Source organism: Neptuniibacter sp. CAU 1671 (assembly GCF_029222905.1).
Classification (GTDB): Bacteria; Pseudomonadota; Gammaproteobacteria; order Pseudomonadales; family Balneatricaceae; genus Neptuniibacter.
In genome coordinates this window covers 77,724-95,984 of record NZ_JARHUE010000002.1, presented here as the reverse complement: position 1 = coordinate 95,984, position 18,261 = coordinate 77,724, and the positions used below count along the sequence as shown (strand labels likewise).

Here is an 18,261-nt window from a genome sequence, read left to right as displayed (position 1 = left end):
TCCACAAAAGACAGCCCAAAAATGCAAAACACTTTTTCATACATTCCTCAACGCTAACACCGCAGGAGACGCGGATTCCTGATCACTAGGACTGGCAGAATAACAGCAAGTTCATTCCACTTCAGCCCCGTGGATGATGCTGCTGGTGCAGGCTTTGCAATCGCTGTTGAGCCACATGGGTATAGATCTGAGTAGTGGACAGGTCACTGTGACCTAACAACATCTGCACCACCCTCAGATCCGCACCGTGATTCAACAGATGGGTTGCAAACGCATGCCGGAGCACGTGGGGCGACAGCGGTTTCTCAATACCCGCCACTAACGCATGACGTTTGATACGATGCCAGAAAGTCTGGCGGGTCATAAACTGCCCTCGCCGGCTGGGAAAAACAGCCTCCAGCGTCACATCTGACGCGTTCAGTAAAAGCGGGCGCACCTGTGTCAGGTAACGCTTTAGCCAACTGATTGCTTCTTCACCCAGCGGTACCAGTCGCTCTTTATCACCTTTGCCGATGACCCGGATAACACCCTGATTCAGGTTCATCATCTGCAATTCCAGCCCCACCAGTTCACTGACGCGCATCCCGGTGGCATACAATACCTCCAGCATCACCCGGTCACGAAACTGCACCGGATCTTCCAGCTGAGGTGCCGCCAGCAGTTGCTCAACATCATGTTCAGTCAGGGTTTTCGGCAGAGGTCGCCCCTGTTTCGGGCTTTCAATCAGCAGGGTCGGGTCTTCAGCGATCTGATTTTCACGCAGTTGAAAACGGTAGAAGCCCCGCAGGCAGGAGAGCATACGGGCCGTTGAGCTGGGTTTCAGGCGCTGTTTTAGTCGCCAGGCGAGGTATTGCTGTAGATTTATACGCTGGCAACGCAGGAGTTTTATGCCCTGCGCTTCCAGCCAGCCGGCAAACGCACGCAGGTCTCTGCGATAGGAACCCAGGGTATTTTCACTGAGTCCTTTTTCCATCCAGATGGCATCCAGATAGGCTTCGATATGCCCATCCGACTGAGCAGACAGAGGAAATTGAGCAGTGTTGGCCGTCATCGAGGCTTAGAATAACACTTCGGCAACTTGGATCTTGTCACGGGCAATCGGATAGGTGGCGGTGCCGCGTCCATCCGGCGGGCGATGTTCAATGACCACTTCAGCCGATGTTACCGAAATGATTCGTCCTTCCACCCGACGCCCGAAATAGGTTCGCAAGACCGCCTGATGGCCCACATGACCTTTCAGTTCGTTGACCGCAACCCGTTTCAGGGTTTTTGGTTCCGGCAGCACAATCAGCGGTTTACCAAGCCCGGCAGGGCGGCTATTTTCAGTTTCAGCAGCGACCTCAGCATCAGCACCTTCCTCTTCTGAAACGGCCTGCTCAGCGGTATCAGTCTCAGTATCGGGCTTCGGCTGAGCTGGCACTGCCAGTGCCGGCTGCTGTTTTTTGGTGGGATCCCAGCGCACATCCTGTACCGACACCGGTTTGCCCGAAAACTCTACGTAAGGTTTCAATACCGCCAGCAGGTCACCCGGTTGCTGGATCAGCGCTGCTGCCTGTGGTCCCATCACCATCTGCGGACGGACCCGCACCAACATAGAACCGCCAGGGTTATTCAACGTGTCATAGGCATCCAGCAGAGGCACTGGTATCGCCCACCCGTCCTGTGCCAGGCGCACAGCCAGCAGTTCTCGGTATCGCGTGCGGTATTCAGTAATCTCTTCTTCATTGAGCTGTGCACAAAGGCGGTTACGCCGCAGGTTATAACCCAGATCCTGCATCCGTAATTCGATACTTTCCAGCAAAGTGTTAGGTGTCATCAGTCCGGTCAGGGTCGGATGAAGCTCAGCAACACCAATCTGCAACGATCCTTCAACCCGCGCCACACCGGCTGTTTCTGCAAACAGATCAAACCGGGCCGACTGCACCAACGGGTCCATACGGTAATTGAGCTGCAAATCCGAGGTCAGTTGTCGAAACCCCATCTGCTGCCACTGCGCCAACCCCATCATATTCAGGTCACCACAGCCCAGCGTTTCATAACTGGTGCCCACCTGCGCCTGCAGCGCCGCGCTCTGCGTGGTGAGCATCTGCATAAAATCACTCTGCAGATCAAAATCAATGCCGGAGACCATAAAAGAAAATGCATCCGGCAACTGGCCTTTATCAAGATTGGTGGGCGCCATCAGGAGCGACCACTGGTTATCCGTTTTGAAAACCATGCGCTCAACAATAATATCATCCTGCATCCCCACCGGGGTCAGGCGCACATTCAGCAGTCCGGCTTCAGACTTCAGAGGATCGATCTCTACACTGTCGTAGTGCATATCCAGAAAGGGCGCGATTGTATTTTTGAGCGCATCAGCGCTGCGGGTCACCTGCCACCAGGTGTATAGATAGGCTGACGCTGCCAGCAATCCGACAAACAACACCAGAAGTATCAGTGTTTTCAGCACTCTTAAAGTCGCCAGCAAGACTCAGACTCCGCTCTTAAGCAATTCCATGGGGGGGGATAATCATCCGTATAAACCTTAATTGAGTAAGGGTAAAAAAACCAGCACGCTCCAAAACACTTAACGGCCGGAGCTCAGGAAAATCCAGCCCACCGTTTCTGAAACAAAAAAAACGGCCCGAAGGCCGTTTTTTCAGCATCAAGATCAGCTTAGTTAAGCTTTTCTTTGATACGTGCAGACTTACCACTGCGCTCACGCAGGTAGTACAGTTTAGCCTGACGCACGTCACCACGACGCTTAACAGTGATGCTGTCTACAGTTGGGCTGAACGTCTGGAAAGTACGCTCAACACCCACGCCGTGAGAGATTTTACGTACGGTAAACGCGGAGTTAAGACCACGGTTACGCTTACCCATTACCACGCCTTCATAAGCCTGCAGACGGGTACGGTTACCTTCAGTTACTTTAACCTGAACTACAACGGTATCGCCCGGTGCGAAGTCAGGAATCTCTTTGCTCATCTGTTCAGCTTCAAGCTGCTGAATAATCAGGTTTTTGCCGCTCATCGCTTGCTCCTAATCTATTCAACCGTCGGACCCTCTGGTCTCCCGGATAAAATCAGTTAACAATGACTGCTGCTCGGCGGTCAGCTCGAGGTTTTCCAACAGGTCAGGCCGGCGTTGCCAGGTTCTGCCAAGTTGCTGTTTCAGACGCCAGCGTCTGATCTCCTCGTGGTTGCCGCTCAGCAACACTTCAGGTACATCCATGCCGTCAAGATGTTCCGGGCGGGTATAGTGCGGACAGTCCAGCAGGCTATCACAAAACGAATCCTCAGTAGCCGAATCCTGATGCCCGAGCACGCCGGGAACCAGTCGGGAGACTGCATCTATCAGGGTCATGGCTGGCAGTTCGCCCCCGCTGAGCACAAAATCGCCCAGCGACCACTCCTCATCAATATCAGTCTCCAGCAGGCGCTCATCAATACCTTCATAGCGCCCTGCTACCAGGATCAGCCGTTTTTGTTCAGCCAACTCCTGCACACCCTTATGGTCCAGTTTACGACCCTGGGGAGAGAGGTAAATCACCTTGACCTCACCCTCAGCAGCGTCTTTAGCTGCCTGGATCGCATCCCGCAGTGGCTGCACCTTCATCAACATGCCGGGGCCACCACCATAAGGCCGGTCATCTACAGTGCGGTGCTTGTCATGAGTGAAGTCCCGTGGACTCCAGCACTGCAGTTGTATCAGACCGTTTTTTACCGCTCTTCCGCTGACGCCAAAGCGTGTTATCGCTTCAAACATCTCCGGAAAGAGGGTAACCACACCGAACCACACGGTTCAGAACTCCGGGTCCCAATCGACCCGCATGGTACCTGATTCCAGGTCAATCTCTTTAACCACCTGATCTGGCAACCAGGGCAACAAACGCTGTTTGCGATCGATGCTCTGTTCGGTTCCCTTGACCACCAGCACATCATTTGAGCCGGTTTCCATCAGGTGACTTACCTTGCCCAGCAACACACCGGACTCGGTATAAACCAATAAATTTTCCAACTGACTCCAGTAATACTCGCCCTCTTCAAGAACGGGTAACTGGCTGGCATCAACCCGGATCTCTTTACCACAATAAGTGGCAGCCAGATCACGATCATCAATGCCTTTCAGTTTGGCGATCAGTCCCTTGCCATGGGGTTTGCCATCTTCCACCGCTACCGGTTTCCAGACGCCATCAAACTCCATTAACCAGGGCTTGTAACCAAAGATGTTTTCTATCGGATCGGTGTGGGAGAAAATTTTCACCCAACCCTTTACTCCGTAGACTGCAGTAACACTGCCAAGTACAACAGTTTCTTCGCTGTTCTTACTGCTCATCCGGCTACCTGATCAGTACGACAGCATTACGCTGACGCTTTTTTAGCTTCCTTGACCAGAGTCGCTACACGCTCAGACAGCTGTGCACCTTTACCCTGCCAGTATTCAACACGGTCCAGAGCGATACGCAGACGCTCTTCCTGACCACGTGCAGTCGGATTAAAGAAGCCGATCCGCTCAATAAAGCGACCATCACGCGCATTACGCGAGTCAGCCACCGAAATGTGATAGAAAGGACGCTTTTTGGCGCCGCCGCGAGACAAACGAATTGTTACCATGCGTTAGATCCCTTTACTGAGTGGGTTTTGAAATCGCCCACAGTTTGATTATCCGCTCTGCTTTTGAAAGACAGATTGGGCCATTAAAAATCAGGGCGGCAATTCTACGCGAATTTACCGCCCTGATAAAGTGCTTTACTGTTTTTTTCCGCCGCCTGGTTTAGCGCGGGAAACCACCGCCACCAAAGCCTCCGGGACCACCCATGCCACCGCCCATACCCGGCGGTAACATACCCTTCATGCCACGCATCAGTTTACCCATGCCCTTGCCGCTGAATTTCTTCATCATTTTAGACATCTGTTTATGCTGTTTCAGCAGCCGGTTGACGTCCTGCACCTGGGTTCCTGAACCCAGCGCGATACGTTTTTTGCGCGAGCCTGAGATAATATCCGGTTTACGGCGCTCATCAGGCGTCATGGAGTTGATGATCGCTTCCATCTGCACAATGCCTTTTTCGGCATTGGCGGCTTCTGCTGCCTGAGCCAGCTGACCCATGCCCGGCAGTTTATCCAGCAATCCAGCCATACCACCCATGTTTTTCATCTGAGAGATCTGCTCGCGGAAGTCTTCCAGATCAAAGCCTTTACCTTTTTTGATCTTCTTGGCAAATTTTTCCGCTTTCTCTTTGTCGATCTTCTGTTCTGCTTCCTCGATCAGAGAAAGCACATCGCCCATACCCAGAATACGGGAAGCGATACGGTCCGGATGGAACGGATCCAGTGCATCAACCTTTTCACCGACACCGATAAACTTGATCGGTTTGCCAGTAATCTGACGCACAGACAGTGCCGCACCACCGCGGGCATCACCGTCGGTTTTGGTCAGAATCACACCGGTGAGTGGCAGTACATCATTGAAGGCCCGGGCGGTATTGGCCGCATCCTGACCGGTCATGGCATCCACCACAAACAGGGTTTCAATCGGTTTGACCGCATCGTGCAGACGGCGAATTTCGCCCATCATCTCTTCATCAACGTGCAACCGGCCAGCGGTATCCACCAGCACCACATCATGGTGCTGAATCCGGGCATGAGCGATTGCAGCGTTGGCGATATCCACCGGATCCTGATCCGCCGTGGACGGGAAAAAATCCACCTCAACTTCACCGGCCAGGGTTTCCAGCTGTTTGATCGCCGCCGGACGGTATATATCCGCCGACACAACCAGCACTTTTTTCTTCTCCCGCTCCCGCAGGTGGCGACCCAGTTTGGCAACCGAGGTGGTTTTACCTGCACCCTGCAGACCCGCCATCAGCACTACGGCTGGCGGAACCGTTGCCAGATTGAGTTTTTCGTTGGCCTCGCCCATCAGGCGAACCATCTCTTCATTGACGATTTTGACGAAGACCTGGCCCGGGGTCAGGCTTTTAGTCACTTCCTGCCCGACAGCGCGTTCTTTAACGCTGTTGATGAACTCTTTTACAACCGGCAGCGCAACATCCGCTTCCAGCAGGGCCATCCGCACTTCACGCAATGTGCCTTTAATGTTGTCTTCCGTCAGCTTGGCCTGACCTGTGACACTGCGCAGTGTTTGCGTTAACCGTTCTGTTAGGTTTTCAAACATGGGGTACCCCGGTTATACAGCTGCCCTTCAGAGGCGTTTAGCCCCGCTGCACGCAACCGTATTTAATTTCTGTGATGCTATTAAAAAGGGGGCAATTATACCCCAGGCTCATCTGCGCTGCGAATAGCGCCCTGTTATTTAATCCATATGCGTTATGTGACACACTAAGCCTGCCTGCATAATCATCATGTTGCAGGCCTCCAGGTGACAGGCTGTATTAAAGGATTCCAATGCTTCTGTTTTCCACGTTAGTTGCTGTTTTTCTCTACGCACTGGCCAGCGTTCTGCAGTGGCAGACGGTACTGGGCAAACGTACGGCAAACCCATCTCTGTTCAAATGGCTGGCACTGGCCGGTTTTGTTGCCCATACGCTATCTGTATACAAAGTCCTGCATCAACCCGGCGGACTCAACCTGAGCCTGTTCAGTGCCGGTTCGCTGATCGCCTGGCTGGTCACCGGCCTGGTATTGCTCAGCAGCCTCAGACAGGCAATCGACAACCTGTTTCTCGGCGTATTGCCGATGGCAACTATTACCGCACTACTCAGCGTCATTACCGAAATTCAGCCCGGCAAACCCTATGCTGCAGGCTTGATTGCCCATATCCTGCTCTCGATTCTGGCTTACAGCGTCTTTACCATTGCAGTACTTCAGGCGCTGTTGCTCTCGCGTCAGGAAGCGGCCCTGAAACACCATCACACCCGCGGCCTGGTCGCGAGTCTGCCTCCGCTGCAGACCATGGAACGATTCCTGTTCGAACTACTCTGGGCCGGACTGATACTGCTGACGGCATCGCTGGTCACCGGCTTTCTGTTTGAAGACAACTTGTTTGCGCAACACCTGATCCATAAAACCGTGCTGTCGCTGGTAGCCTGGTTACTCTATGCCACACTGCTGTTTGGCCGGATCAGTTTTGGCTGGCGCAGCCATACCGCAATCCGCTGGACTTTAAGCAGTTTTGTATTCCTGGCACTGGGCTATTTCGGCAGCAAGTTCGTGACAGAGCTCATTTTGCACAGCGCTTAGGCCGATCGTCTTAGCCCCCAGCCTTGACAGGCGCGGCGGGGGCACTGACAATGCTTTCCAATCCACAATACAGGCCTTTTGCTCTTGGAAGACGCATCGATAAGCACCCTGCTCGGGGTACTCGTATTTCTCATCCTCTGTTCCGCTTTCTTTTCCAGTTCTGAAACAGGGATGATGTCCCTCAACCGCTATCGGCTGAAGCATCTGGTCAACAAAAAACACCGCGGTGCGCGCAAAGCCAGCAAACTACTGGCCCGCCCGGACCGACTCATTGGTGTGATCCTGATCGGTAACAACTTCGTCAACATTCTGGCCTCAGCGATTGCGACTGTGATTGCGGTCCGCCTCTGGGGTGATACGGGCATCGCCATCGCCACCGCTGCCCTGACCGTAGTGATTCTGATCTTTGCTGAAGTGTCACCCAAAACCATGGCCGCACTGAATCCAGAAAAAATCGCCTTCCCCGCTGCGTATGTACTGACCCCGTTGTTAAAGCTGATCTACCCGCTGGTCTGGATTATTAATGGCATCACCAACGGCTTTCTACGGCTGTTTGGGGTCAAGATGACCGGCGACAACAATCACCATTTGAGCACAGAAGAGCTGCGCACACTGGTCCATGAAGCCGGCGCACTGCTGCCCCAGACCAACCAGAACATGCTGTTGGGGGTGCTGGAACTGAATGAAGTGACTGTCAATGACATCATGATCCCGCGTAACGAAGTGCTGGGGATCGATCTGGATGAAGAGATTGATGCAATCATCGAAAAGCTGAGTACAACCGAACACACCCGTCTTCCGGTGTATCAGGGCGAACTGAACAAGGTGGTGGGCATTCTGCACATGCGTAATCTGGCGCAGGTGTTTCGCTCCGGCACCGTCACTAAAGCCGCGATTTTGCAGGTAATCCGTGAACCGTATTTTATTCCGGAGAGCACGCCGCTGCAGACTCAGCTGCTGCACTTCCAGCGCCAGAACCGTCGTATCGGTCTTGTGGTAGATGAATATGGTGATATTCAGGGCATCGTAACCCTGGAAGATATTCTGGAAGAGATTGTTGGCGAACTGTCCAACACCAACCCGGATGAAAACCATGATGTACATCTGCAGGAAGATGGCAGCTATTTTGTTGATGGCACCGCCTACATCCGTGATGTAAACAAACATCTGGGCTGGAACCTGCCCACCGACGGTCCCAAAACCATCAATGGTATGATTACCGAAAAACTGGAATCACTACCGGATGCCAATGTCTGCGTGCAGATCAGCAACTACCGTATTGAGACGCTGCAGATCGGTGACAACCTGATCAAAACGGCACGGATACTGGCGCTGCCTGAAACAGAAGACGACTGATCAGTCTGCCTCATCCCCGACGGCCAGCCGTCGGGTGACACTCTCGACTTTGTCCTGCATCGTCTGCGTACGGTCAGTGCGCGTACCCAACCGCATTGAGGTTGTGATCCGCGGCGCACCCATGGCATGCACCACTTCATGACAGCGTTTAACCGCCGCCATCACCTGATCCCACTCGCCCTCGACATTGGTGCCATAGGCGTGCAGTTCATAGGACAAACCCGCCTCTTCAAACACCTTCTGACAGGCTGCAATGTACTCACCCAGCGACACACCTACGCCAAGCGGCACCAGACAGATATCCACCATCACCGACAGGGTTTTCATGCTTTCACATCTCCCGCTTCACGTTTGACGATCTTCATCAGCACCTGACGTTTTTCATCATTGCTGTAAACACCCCACTCGGCGATCTCAATGCCGCTGCGACGGCAGGCGATACACAGATCATGTTCATCCAGCGCACAAACACCCACACAGGGGTTGGACACACGTTGCATTTGAGGTTCTGTACTCATGGCTTTTCCTGCGATTCTAAACCGCGATTATAACGCCGCATGTTGGCCACATAATGCTGCGCATTTTGCAGCAGCCCCTCAACCTGTTCGGTACTCAGGGTACGTTTAATTCGGGCAGGTGCACCCACCACCAGTGAATAATCGGGAATCTCCATGCCTTCGGTCACCAGCGCCTTGGCACCGATCAGGCAGCCCTTGCCGATTTTTGCGCCGTTCAGCACCACGGCACCAATACCGATCAGCGATCCGTCACCAATGTCACAACCATGCAGCATCGCCTGATGCCCCACGGTCACATTACGACCAATCTGCAAGGCAAATCCGGGATCCGTGTGCAGCACAGCACCGTCCTGAATATTGCTGCCCTCACCGATGATAATCGGATCATTGTCACCGCGGATCACCACGTTAAACCAGACACTGCTGCAGTTATGCAGAGTCACGTTGCCAATCACGGTGGCATTATCAGCGACAAAATGTTCATCACCCACCAGTCTGACGCGCTGGTTTTCAAGTGCATACAACATCAGCGATACCTCACGTTATGTTCCGGCCGGGGTCGCATCAGAATACCCGCATCACAGCCAATATTCAGCAGCTCGACCAGGATATAGGCGGTCAGTCCCCAGATGATATGCCCGTCAAACTCCCAGGCTGGCACATACAGCATCTTGCCGCGAAAATCGATGGCATCGGTATGATGCCGCTGATCCGCCATAAAAAAGCGCAACGGCACCCGAAACACCGCCTCAATCTCATCCGGACTTGGAATCAGCTCAACATCATGAGGCACAATGCCCACCCAGGGCGTTACCTGCAGGGCATGCTTTGACATCACCTGACCCAGCGGACCGATCACATCCACCTGCTCCGGGCGAATACCAACCTCTTCCTGCGCCTCGCGCAACGCGGTATGCAGCAGATCCTTATCTTCCGGATCGCGCTTGCCGCCGGGAAAGGCAATCTCTCCACTGTGGGTCGACAAGCGAGAGGCCCGTTTGGTGAGAATCACCTCCGGACCTGAGGGGCCCTCGCTCAGCGCCACCAGCACACCAGCCTGCGCACGCTGAACAAAAATCTGGCGCGGCTGATGTTGAGCCAGGCGTTGTCGAATCTGTTGCAGCATGCAACCCCCAAACGTAAATAGATCCCCTATTCTACTGCCTGCCACTGCAAGGTTGAAATGCGCGCGCAAATTCGCGGTTGAGTGTTCAGCAACAGCTGCCTAGAATGAGCTGTCCAGAATAAGGAAGTACCATGAAATACTGTTCAAATTGCGCCGCAGAACTGCACATTGCCATCCCGGAAGGCGATAACCTGCCGCGCCATATCTGCCGTCAGTGCGACACGATCCACTACCAGAACCCCAAAATCATTGCTGGCTGCCTGCCCGTGTATGAGGACAAGGTGCTTCTGTGTCGTCGAGCCATAGAGCCACGGCTGGGATTCTGGACGTTACCTGCGGGATTTATGGAAAACAATGAATCCACTGAACAGGCAGCCCTGCGTGAAACCCGTGAAGAGGCCAATGCAGAGGTGCGCATTTTGAGTCTTTTCACCCTGACTTCTATTGTGCATGTCAATCAGGTGCAACTGATCTACCTGGCGCAGATGGACAAACCCGAGTACAGCATCAGCTCAGAATCCCTTGAGGTTGCCCTGTTCTCAGAGAATGAGATCCCTTGGGACGATCTGGCATTCCACACCATTAAAAACGCCCTGACCCACTACTTTGAGGATCGAAAACAGGGGGTGTTCCCACTGCACCAGTTCGAATTACACGGCACCCAGTACACCCGTCCCTAAGCTGAGACTGGGGTTACCGGCTCTGATTGCAGCAGCGTCTCAATCTGTTGCAGGTATTTATTAAAGTCAGGACTGTCTTCACGACTGTAATTCAGATTTTTCAGTAACCCCGTCAGTTTAAGATAATACTGCCGCACCTGATCTTTGTCGGAAAAATGCTGCTCACCCTGCAGGCAACGTTGCAGCAGAGTGAAAACTGTCTTCTGCCGGTTGAGTGGGGTGGAAACATCCACCGGATCAAACGCATCCTGCTGCAGATAGACCTGATCAAGGCAGAGCGCCCGATGATAGGTAATGTAATCATCCAGCGTAACGCCCTCTTCGCCGGTAACCTGCATCATCTGCTGCACGGATTCACCCGCCACCAGCAACTGCTGCATTCTTTTCACCTGGCTAATCCACTCAGTCCCCATATGTTTGGCATACCAGTCTGACATCTGATCCAGATAACGAGACCAGCTGATCAGTGGGTCTACTGAAGGATAGGCGCGTTTATAAGCCCGTTCTGCACTCAGACCCAGGAAGGTTTTCACGGTACGCAGAGTCGATTGAGTGACGGGCTCTTCGAAATTTCCCCCCGCTGGCGACACCGTACCAATCAGGGTCAGACTGCCTTTGTGTCCGGCGTTATTCTGAATCACACCCGCCCGCTCATAGAGAGCACGGATCGCTGAATCCAGATAGGCCGGGAACGCTTCCTCGCCGGGAATCTCTTCCAGGCGCCCGGAGGTTTCGCGCATCGCCTGTGCCCAGCGCGAGGTTGAGTCGGCAATCAGCAACACGTTGTAACCCATCTGTCGGTAATACTCACTGATGGTAATGCCGGTATAGATTGAAGCTTCCCGGGCTGCCACCGGCATGGAGGAGGTGTTACAGATGATCACCGTGCGATCCATCAGCGAGCCACCTTTCGGATCCGGCAGATTAGGGAACTCCGTGATGGTCTCCACCACCTCACCGGCGCGCTCACCACAGGCCACAATCACCACAATGTCGACATCGGAATAACGTGAGATCAGATTCTGCAGCACCGTTTTACCCGCCCCGAACGGACCGGGAATACAGGCGCTGCCACCCCGGGCCACCGGAAAAAAGGTATCAATCAGCCGGATACTGGTCAGCAGGGGTTGCTGCGGATAGAGGCGTTCGCTGCTGCCACTGCGCAACAGCGGACTGCTTAGTGGAATTCGCACCGGCCAGTCCTGCTGCATGGTGACTTCCAGTTCTTTTCCGGCGCGGGTCTGCAACCTGACCACCGGGGTTGTTACGGTGAAGCTGCCCTCCTGAATCCAGCTGACACGGGCACCGCCCAGCAGGTCAAACGGCACCATGATCTGATGCCGGAAACGCCCCTCCTGCACATCGCCCAAACAGTCGCCCGCTGCCACTTCAGCTCCGACCTTCACCCGCGGCTGAAATGCCCAGTGCTGTTGCGTATCCAGACCGGGGACCTGAATCCCCCGGGGCAGGAAAAACCCCTCTTGCGACGCAATTTTTTCCAATGGATTCTGCAACCCGTCATAAACCTGACCCAGCAACCCCGGGCCCAGGGTGACTGACAGCATGGCACCGCTCTGGCGGACTGCATCACCAATCGCCACACCGCGGGTATTCTCGAACACCTGCACATCTGCCTCACCCTGACGCACCCGCAGTACTTCGGCCTGCAGGTAACGGGGACGTTCATCTACACCCTGCCGGGCCGGACAGATATAGACCACTTCATTTTTCCGGATCGGATAGAGCTGCCCTTCAGCATCCGGTAATAGCTGTACCGTTACAATATCATCCCGGACCGCCATCACACGGGCGGTAATCTGTTCAAACATGTTCCGCTTCCTTCAGCCACGCTGACAACGAATCAGCGGAGCGCATCAGTTGTTCTGTCTGGGCCTGAAAACGTGTCAACGCCGGTGCCGCGCGGTTTTTTATCTGTCGCTCAACCAACCCCCAGCGCAAAACAAAACAGACCACGGCCTCAAACATGAAATGATGTTGCTGCTCGCACCGCCAGAGGTCGCGCCACAGCAGTTGATTCAACATCTGCTCCAGCAACCCGGACTGCTGCTGTTCAAACGCCTGACAGAGGCGCACTGCGTCTGGCCAAAGAGTGTCCAGTCCAAACCGTGGCTCAAACCAGTGGCGCTGAATCTGGCCCCGCCAGCGACCCAACCCCGCAAATGAGCTGATCCGTCCCTGACTGGCCGACCTGAGCCGCAGTGCAGCAAGCAGTGTCCGCAGCTCAAAATGGTAGCGCAGACGCTCCAGCAGAACCGGAGATTGCACTGCATCCATTGCTTCCTGCCACTGCCGTACCCAGGCCTGATCAGACTGATCCCAGCCCCGATTCAGCGGCGGAAAGTACAGTTGTTCGATCAGTGCCAGTTGCTGGCTATCATCCGGACTGAGCATACTCAACCGGCGCTCCAGTGCGATTCGCGACAGCGGCAACTGGGTTGCTTTTTCCAGAGACGGCAGGCTGGGCAGCGCCGTCATCAGGGTCAGGTACTGCGCCACTAGCGGATCACCCCTTCCAGCATGGCGCGAAACCGCGGCTGCAGGTGTTTCAGCAACAGTTCACTGACAGCTGCGGGGCTCAGGTCCACCTCAATATCCTGATCCAGCAGCCGGATCCGAATACCGTTGCCACAGTGGAGATCAAGGCTGACACCGGCACGCAGTTGTTCAGCCGCGAGTGACTGCACAAAGCGGCTCAGTTGGCCCTCGCGGTACTCCTGCGGGTTGCGGCGCAACTCCTCAAGCCCGATGCTGTCTGCTGGCAGTAAAAGCTGAATCGATTTAGCCCCGGCCAGCCCGGTGTCATCCGATACCCGACCGGCCAGCGCCAGAATCAGGGTGCGGATAAAATCCTCATTGTCCATCTGCTGTGCCACCAGTCGCTCCACCTGATCGGTAAAGCTGCGGGTGAGTTGTTCCTTAACTTCAAGCTGCAGATCACGGGCAGCCACTTTGAGGGCTTCCTCACCGGCAGTGCGCAGTGCCTCAGCTTCTTTGCGCGCATGTTCTACCAGTTGATCCGCCTGCTGTCTGGCCTGAGTTAATAACCAGTCTGCACGGCGTTCAGCCTCTTCCACCAGCCGGGACGCTTCATCCTGTCCCTGCCGTACCCCCTGATCACGCAGTTTTTCAATCAGCGCCTCAACGCCAGAGGCCGCATGTTCAGCCTGTTTACTCTTCATGCCGGCACACCTTCACTCAGCACCAGCGCAAAAATAAAGGCGAACACCGCAAACCCTTCCACAATCGCCGCCGGGGCCAGCGACATGCCGAAAATCTCAGGTCGAATTTTGGAGACATGAATGGCAGAAGCACAGCAGCGCCCCTGATACACCGCACTGAACAGCAGTGCCAGACCACACAGCAGGCCAATCGCCGCCAGACCCGGCGCATTGCCAATGGTCAATTCACGGTTGAGGGCAAACATCACCACGATGCCGTAGATCGACTGCGAGGAAGGCATGGCCGCAATACCGATATAACGGCCATGACCGGTTTCAGTCTCCAATAGTGCGCCGCAGGCGGCCTGACCCGCCAGCGCACAGCCGATCATGCTGCCGATGGCGCCCAATGCCATGGGCCCGTACAGACCCGCCCAGCCCAGTGCCAATATCAGGTTATCCAAGGTGAAACCTCCTGTTTTGCAAATGGCTGAAAGATGTAGCCTTCATCCGCCAGACTCCAGTTATAAAACTCGATCAGATTCAGACGCAGACCGTGCACCACACCACTGATCACTGTCAGCAGAAAATTCAGCATATGACCCAGCAGCAGAATCAGTACTTTAAAAAACAACCCGATGACCGGCAGGGCCAGCGCCACATCCTGTGCCAACTGATTAAAGGTGATGGCCAGCGATGCACTGGCCAGCCCCAGGGCAAACAGGCGCAGGTAACTCAACACATCACCAAACAGCTTGCTGATATTGGTCAGTGCCAGTAATCCATCGAGCCAGCGGCGCCACCCGTAACCCGTCCGGGTGCCGGAACATCCGAATACCAGTAACACACCCAGTGCAAACAGGCTCTGGAGCAATAGATTGAAGCCAAATAACCAGCCTGCCAATGCACTGCTTAACATCAGCGCCCAGCCCACAGACGCCAGCGCCTGCCGTTGTTTACGACGCACCCAGGCCAGCATCAGATTCGCCAGCACCAGATGCAGAACCCCCAGACAGATAGAGAGGCGCATCATGCTGTCAAAGTCATACAGATCAAACTGTTTCCAGTCCGCCAGCCAGTCGGGGGGCGGCGCACCAAAATAACTGCCCACCAGCACCCCCCAGATCAGGCTCGCCCCAGAGAGAGCAAGCCCCAGGGTGCGAATACGCCGTCCGCGCTGACTGCTTTCAAATCGCTTCCAGAACAGCAGAAATCCGCAGCCCAGCAACAGGGCATAACCCGCGTCCGACATGATCAGCGCAAAAAAGGTGACAAAGGACAAAAAAACGGTACGGGAGGGGTCCCAGCTGCGATAGCCCGGCTCCTGAAAGAAATGCACAATCTCCTCTCCGGCGGCACTGGCCGGATCGTTCTGCAACAGGGTCGGAGGCTGTTCTGCAGGCTCAGGCTCAGACCACTGCAGCACCATGCCCTTCTCTGCCGTAAACGCTTCCAGTTGTGGCAAAGCACTCTCCGGCAGCCAGCCCTGCAGCGCAAAGATCTCACCCGCATCCAAACTGGCGGATGCCACATCCGCACGCTGTGCCGCGTCCGCTGTTCCGGCCACTGAACACTGCAGTAAAAATAGCCAGCGGGTCAGTCCCTGTCTTTCTGCCTCAACAGCCTCCAGAGCAACCTCAACATCCTCCAGCTGTTTCTGTAACAGACTGAGTGGAATCGCACCGGTATGGGTACGCGCCACCGGCATCAACTCCGGGGCAGGTTCCTGTTCGGCAATCACGGCTATATAGCTGTGCCGGTTATCCCTGTGGACCTGCTGCCAGATCAGTTCTGAACGCTCTACCTCAGCCATACGGTAGTTGGGCACCAGATAGAACCAGAGTTTCTGGGCATACAGCTCGCCACTCTCCGGCAGTCTGAAATCACCCCAGGGTTGCAGTCCATTGATCCGGTTTTGCAGAAAATCGCGTTGCTCCAGCAACGCCAACCGTTGCTGTCGATTGGTATCGGCCTGATGAGTCACCCCCGGCAGATCAAAATGTCTGGCGCTGGTGACCTGACGGCGCTTGTCAGGACAATCCAGCAGATAACGCAACACGGTATGCAGCAACTCAGGGCTGACCTCTGAGGTATTTTGCGGTGCCGCTTCGGTTTTCTCCCGCAGCGGAACAATGTGCAACAGGCCCAGTGTCTGTAGCTGATCGAGTAAAGACTCTTTCTCTGTGCTTAAACCGATCAGGGTCGCTTTCACCAGACGGGCGATACTCATGCCAGACTCCGGTGTTTGTTTTTAGCGATCTTGGCCCGCACCACCCCGGCACGTTCAGCATCAGACAGGGCAATACGGATGCGGCGGATATTTTTTTCTGTTTTGGGAATCAGAACCTTATCGAACAGGTTCAGCCGTTGAGTGGTTTTCTGCAGGGCGTCTTCCAGACGTTGCAGACAGAGCGTACCCAGCTGGATCTCAACCTCAAGTCGCAACGCCTCAGCCTGAAGATTCAGGAGCGGATCGACCCAATGCGGCAGTAACAGATGTGAATAGGCGGCGTTTTCCAGTTCCAGTTGCTGTAACTCGGGTAACACGACCCCCACCAGATTGCGTTCAGTTACGCTGAGGCTTTTAACGCTTAACAGTGATTCCAGTGGCAGATCACTCTCAGCCAGCATAGCCAGCTCCTGACCAACCCGAGCATGCAGCGCTTGCAACGCGGTTTTATGCTGATCCAGCCTGTGCCGCGCTTCAACCCGGGCCGCCAGTAACTGTTTGCGCTTAAGGTCCAGCGCCGGAAGGAACTGATGAAACGTCTGCAGCCGTTTGCCCTCCCGGTTGAGGGCACTTTTGTTCAGTGCCAGTTTAGCCATAGTGCGCCTCAACACCCTGTGACCGAGCCGGATAGTATTTATCCACCAGACTCTGTTTCATCAGCAGCTCTGCCGGAGCAAAACACTCCGCCAGCGTTTGCCAGCAGAGATCCAGCGCCTGCTCCAGCGGCATGCTGACCCGGATATCCATAAACCGCTCCCGGAACAGATCGCCGAACTGCAGCAGCCTCAAATCATATTCGCTGAGTTCAAACGACATCGCCTGTTTCTGGCGGGCATCCACCGACTCGGCATAGAACCGCACCATGGTGTTCATAATCTGGCTGTGATCTTCCCGGGTCACCTTGCCGATCACATGTTGCTTCAGACGCGAAAGTGAGCCGAACGGGTCGATCACCCCATCATGCAGATAAAACTGACCTTCGGTGATATAACCGGTGTTATCCGGCACCGGATGAGTCACATCATCGCCGGGCATGGTGGTGACAGAGAGAATGGTGACAGAACCCGCGCCTTTGTAATCGCAGGCTTTTTCGTAGCGCCGCGCCAGCTGGGAATAAAGATCACCAATGTAGCCACGATTTGACGGCACATGTTCCATGGCGATACCGACCTCTTTAAGCGCATCGGCATAAGCGGTCATATCGGTCAGCAGCACCAGCACCCGCTGCCCCTCTTCAACCGCAAAATGCTCCGCCACCGCCAGCGCCATATCCGGAATCAGCAGGGCTTCCACCGTCGGATCAGAGCCCTGATGCACATACATCACGGTGCGGGCCAGTACCCCCGCCTGCTCAAAGGTCTGGCGGAAAAAATGGTAATCATCAAAGGTCAGTCCGATGCCTCCAAACACCACCACATCAGCGTCGGCGTGGGTACCTATCTTGGCCAGCAATTCGTTATAAGGCTCACCGGCCACAGAAAAGATCGGGATCTTCTGGCTTTCCACCAGACAGTTGAACACATCCACCATCGGCACATCTGTGCGGATCATATGGGAAGCCAGCACCCTTCTGACCGGATTCACGGTCGGGCCATCAATTTCCACCCGAGGCTCATCGGACAGTGCCGGACCCCGGTCAATCGGTTGTCCAGTACCGGAAAAAGCACGGCCCAGAATATTCAGTGAAAAGGTCACCTGCATCGGGTAACCAAGAAAACGCACCGCCGAATGAGTGGACAAACCCTTGGTGCCGGAAAACACCTGCAATGACACCCGGTCACGATCCAGCAGGACCACCTGTGCCATACGTGGCAGCTCGTCACCCTCGCGACTCTCGATCATCGCCAGATCGCCAAAACTGATGGGCGAAACGCCCGATTCCGGCAGCGGCACATGCACGGTCACGATATCGCCAACAATCGCAAGAATTCTGGAATAACGCACCAGAGACTGGGTCACATCAACGTCCTTTTACTGATTTGCAA

General features: G+C 54.7%; 21 protein-coding genes. 3 read left to right on the top strand and 18 right to left on the bottom strand.

From position 1 onward, the window contains the following. Positions 1–121: 121 nt before the first annotated feature. From xerD to ffh, 7 genes are all read right to left on the bottom strand, one after another. A complete protein-coding gene (gene xerD, locus P2G53_RS04410; protein ID WP_275814386.1) occupies positions 122–1,051 on the bottom strand; it encodes a site-specific tyrosine recombinase XerD in 930 nt (309 codons plus the stop codon). A gap of 6 nt (positions 1,052–1,057) precedes the next feature. Further along, positions 1,058–2,470, bottom strand: coding sequence for a hypothetical protein (locus P2G53_RS04405; RefSeq protein WP_275814383.1), 1,413 nt, complete (start codon positions 2,468–2,470; stop codon positions 1,058–1,060). A gap of 188 nt (positions 2,471–2,658) precedes the next feature. Next, positions 2,659–3,015, bottom strand: coding sequence for a 50S ribosomal protein L19 (rplS, locus tag P2G53_RS04400; protein ID WP_275814379.1), 357 nt, complete (start codon positions 3,013–3,015; stop codon positions 2,659–2,661). An 18-nt stretch (positions 3,016–3,033) separates the two neighbouring features. Continuing rightward, positions 3,034–3,783 carry a tRNA (guanosine(37)-N1)-methyltransferase TrmD gene (gene trmD, locus P2G53_RS04395; RefSeq protein WP_275814376.1) on the bottom strand — a complete coding sequence of 250 codons (750 nt, stop codon included), beginning with the start codon at positions 3,781–3,783 and terminating at the stop codon, positions 3,034–3,036. A 3-nt stretch (positions 3,784–3,786) separates the two neighbouring features. Beyond that, positions 3,787–4,320 carry a ribosome maturation factor RimM gene (gene rimM / locus P2G53_RS04390; RefSeq protein WP_275814373.1) on the bottom strand — a complete coding sequence of 178 codons (534 nt, stop codon included), beginning with the start codon at positions 4,318–4,320 and terminating at the stop codon, positions 3,787–3,789. Positions 4,321–4,346: 26 nt separating this feature from the next. Further along, positions 4,347–4,598, bottom strand: a complete 252-nt coding sequence (rpsP, locus tag P2G53_RS04385; protein ID WP_275814370.1) for a 30S ribosomal protein S16 — start codon at positions 4,596–4,598, stop codon at positions 4,347–4,349. 160 nt (positions 4,599–4,758) lie between these two features. Continuing rightward, positions 4,759–6,162 (bottom strand): signal recognition particle protein, encoded by a 1,404-nt coding sequence (gene ffh / locus P2G53_RS04380; protein ID WP_275814367.1) that lies wholly within the window; start codon positions 6,160–6,162, stop codon positions 4,759–4,761. A 230-nt stretch (positions 6,163–6,392) separates the two neighbouring features. Here ffh and ccsA point away from each other — a divergent pair, with 230 nt between their 5' ends. After that, on the top strand, positions 6,393–7,187 hold the full coding sequence (gene ccsA / locus P2G53_RS04375) for a cytochrome c biogenesis protein CcsA (RefSeq protein WP_275814364.1): 795 nt from the start codon (positions 6,393–6,395) through the stop codon (positions 7,185–7,187). A gap of 84 nt (positions 7,188–7,271) precedes the next feature. Further along, positions 7,272–8,543: an HlyC/CorC family transporter gene (locus P2G53_RS04370; protein ID WP_275814360.1), complete on the top strand. Its 1,272-nt coding sequence runs from the start codon at positions 7,272–7,274 to the stop codon at positions 8,541–8,543. Here P2G53_RS04370 and P2G53_RS04365 read toward each other — a convergent pair whose 3' ends face one another. The 4 genes from P2G53_RS04365 to P2G53_RS04350 are packed head-to-tail and all read right to left on the bottom strand — an operon-like array spanning position 8,544 to position 10,187. Beyond that, complete coding sequence (locus P2G53_RS04365; protein ID WP_275815240.1) at positions 8,544–8,861, bottom strand: MTH1187 family thiamine-binding protein; 318 nt, start codon at positions 8,859–8,861, stop codon at positions 8,544–8,546. It lies immediately after the preceding gene. 5 nt (positions 8,862–8,866) lie between these two features. Continuing rightward, the gene (locus tag P2G53_RS04360) at positions 8,867–9,061 is read right to left on the bottom strand and encodes a DUF1289 domain-containing protein (RefSeq protein ID WP_275814357.1); all 195 of its coding nucleotides are present in this window, start codon (positions 9,059–9,061) and stop codon (positions 8,867–8,869) included. Then, positions 9,058–9,588, bottom strand: coding sequence for a gamma carbonic anhydrase family protein (locus tag P2G53_RS04355; protein WP_275814354.1), 531 nt, complete (start codon positions 9,586–9,588; stop codon positions 9,058–9,060). The genes P2G53_RS04360 and P2G53_RS04355 overlap by 4 nt, the downstream gene beginning before the upstream one ends. After that, positions 9,588–10,187: a CoA pyrophosphatase gene (locus P2G53_RS04350; protein ID WP_275814351.1), complete on the bottom strand. Its 600-nt coding sequence runs from the start codon at positions 10,185–10,187 to the stop codon at positions 9,588–9,590. Before P2G53_RS04350 ends, P2G53_RS04355 begins: the two co-directional genes overlap by 1 nt. 131 nt (positions 10,188–10,318) lie before the next feature. Between P2G53_RS04350 and P2G53_RS04345 the strand changes: the two genes are divergently transcribed. Then, the gene (locus P2G53_RS04345) at positions 10,319–10,867 is read left to right on the top strand and encodes an NUDIX hydrolase (protein WP_275814348.1); all 549 of its coding nucleotides are present in this window, start codon (positions 10,319–10,321) and stop codon (positions 10,865–10,867) included. Here P2G53_RS04345 and P2G53_RS04340 read toward each other — a convergent pair. From P2G53_RS04340 to P2G53_RS04310, 7 genes are read right to left on the bottom strand one after another with little or no spacing between them, the layout of a single operon-like run. Next, positions 10,864–12,696, bottom strand: coding sequence for a V-type ATP synthase subunit A (locus tag P2G53_RS04340; RefSeq protein WP_275814345.1), 1,833 nt, complete (start codon positions 12,694–12,696; stop codon positions 10,864–10,866). The genes P2G53_RS04345 and P2G53_RS04340 overlap by 4 nt on opposite strands. Further along, positions 12,689–13,384: a hypothetical protein gene (locus P2G53_RS04335; RefSeq protein WP_275814342.1), complete on the bottom strand. Its 696-nt coding sequence runs from the start codon at positions 13,382–13,384 to the stop codon at positions 12,689–12,691. The genes P2G53_RS04340 and P2G53_RS04335 overlap by 8 nt, the downstream gene beginning before the upstream one ends. Then, entirely contained in the window at positions 13,384–14,067 is a 684-nt protein-coding gene (locus tag P2G53_RS04330; RefSeq protein ID WP_275814339.1) for an ATPase, read from the bottom strand. Before P2G53_RS04330 ends, P2G53_RS04335 begins: the two co-directional genes overlap by 1 nt. Then, positions 14,064–14,510 carry an ATP synthase subunit C gene (locus P2G53_RS04325; protein ID WP_275814336.1) on the bottom strand — a complete coding sequence of 149 codons (447 nt, stop codon included), beginning with the start codon at positions 14,508–14,510 and terminating at the stop codon, positions 14,064–14,066. Before P2G53_RS04325 ends, P2G53_RS04330 begins: the two co-directional genes overlap by 4 nt. Continuing rightward, positions 14,498–16,276 carry a V-type ATP synthase subunit I gene (locus P2G53_RS04320; protein ID WP_275814333.1) on the bottom strand — a complete coding sequence of 593 codons (1,779 nt, stop codon included), beginning with the start codon at positions 16,274–16,276 and terminating at the stop codon, positions 14,498–14,500. Before P2G53_RS04320 ends, P2G53_RS04325 begins: the two co-directional genes overlap by 13 nt. After that, positions 16,273–16,872 (bottom strand): V-type ATP synthase subunit D, encoded by a 600-nt coding sequence (locus tag P2G53_RS04315; protein ID WP_275814330.1) that lies wholly within the window; start codon positions 16,870–16,872, stop codon positions 16,273–16,275. The genes P2G53_RS04320 and P2G53_RS04315 overlap by 4 nt, the downstream gene beginning before the upstream one ends. After that, a complete protein-coding gene (locus P2G53_RS04310; RefSeq protein ID WP_275814327.1) occupies positions 16,865–18,235 on the bottom strand; it encodes a V-type ATP synthase subunit B in 1,371 nt (456 codons plus the stop codon). The genes P2G53_RS04315 and P2G53_RS04310 overlap by 8 nt, the downstream gene beginning before the upstream one ends. Positions 18,236–18,261: the final 26 nt, after the last annotated feature.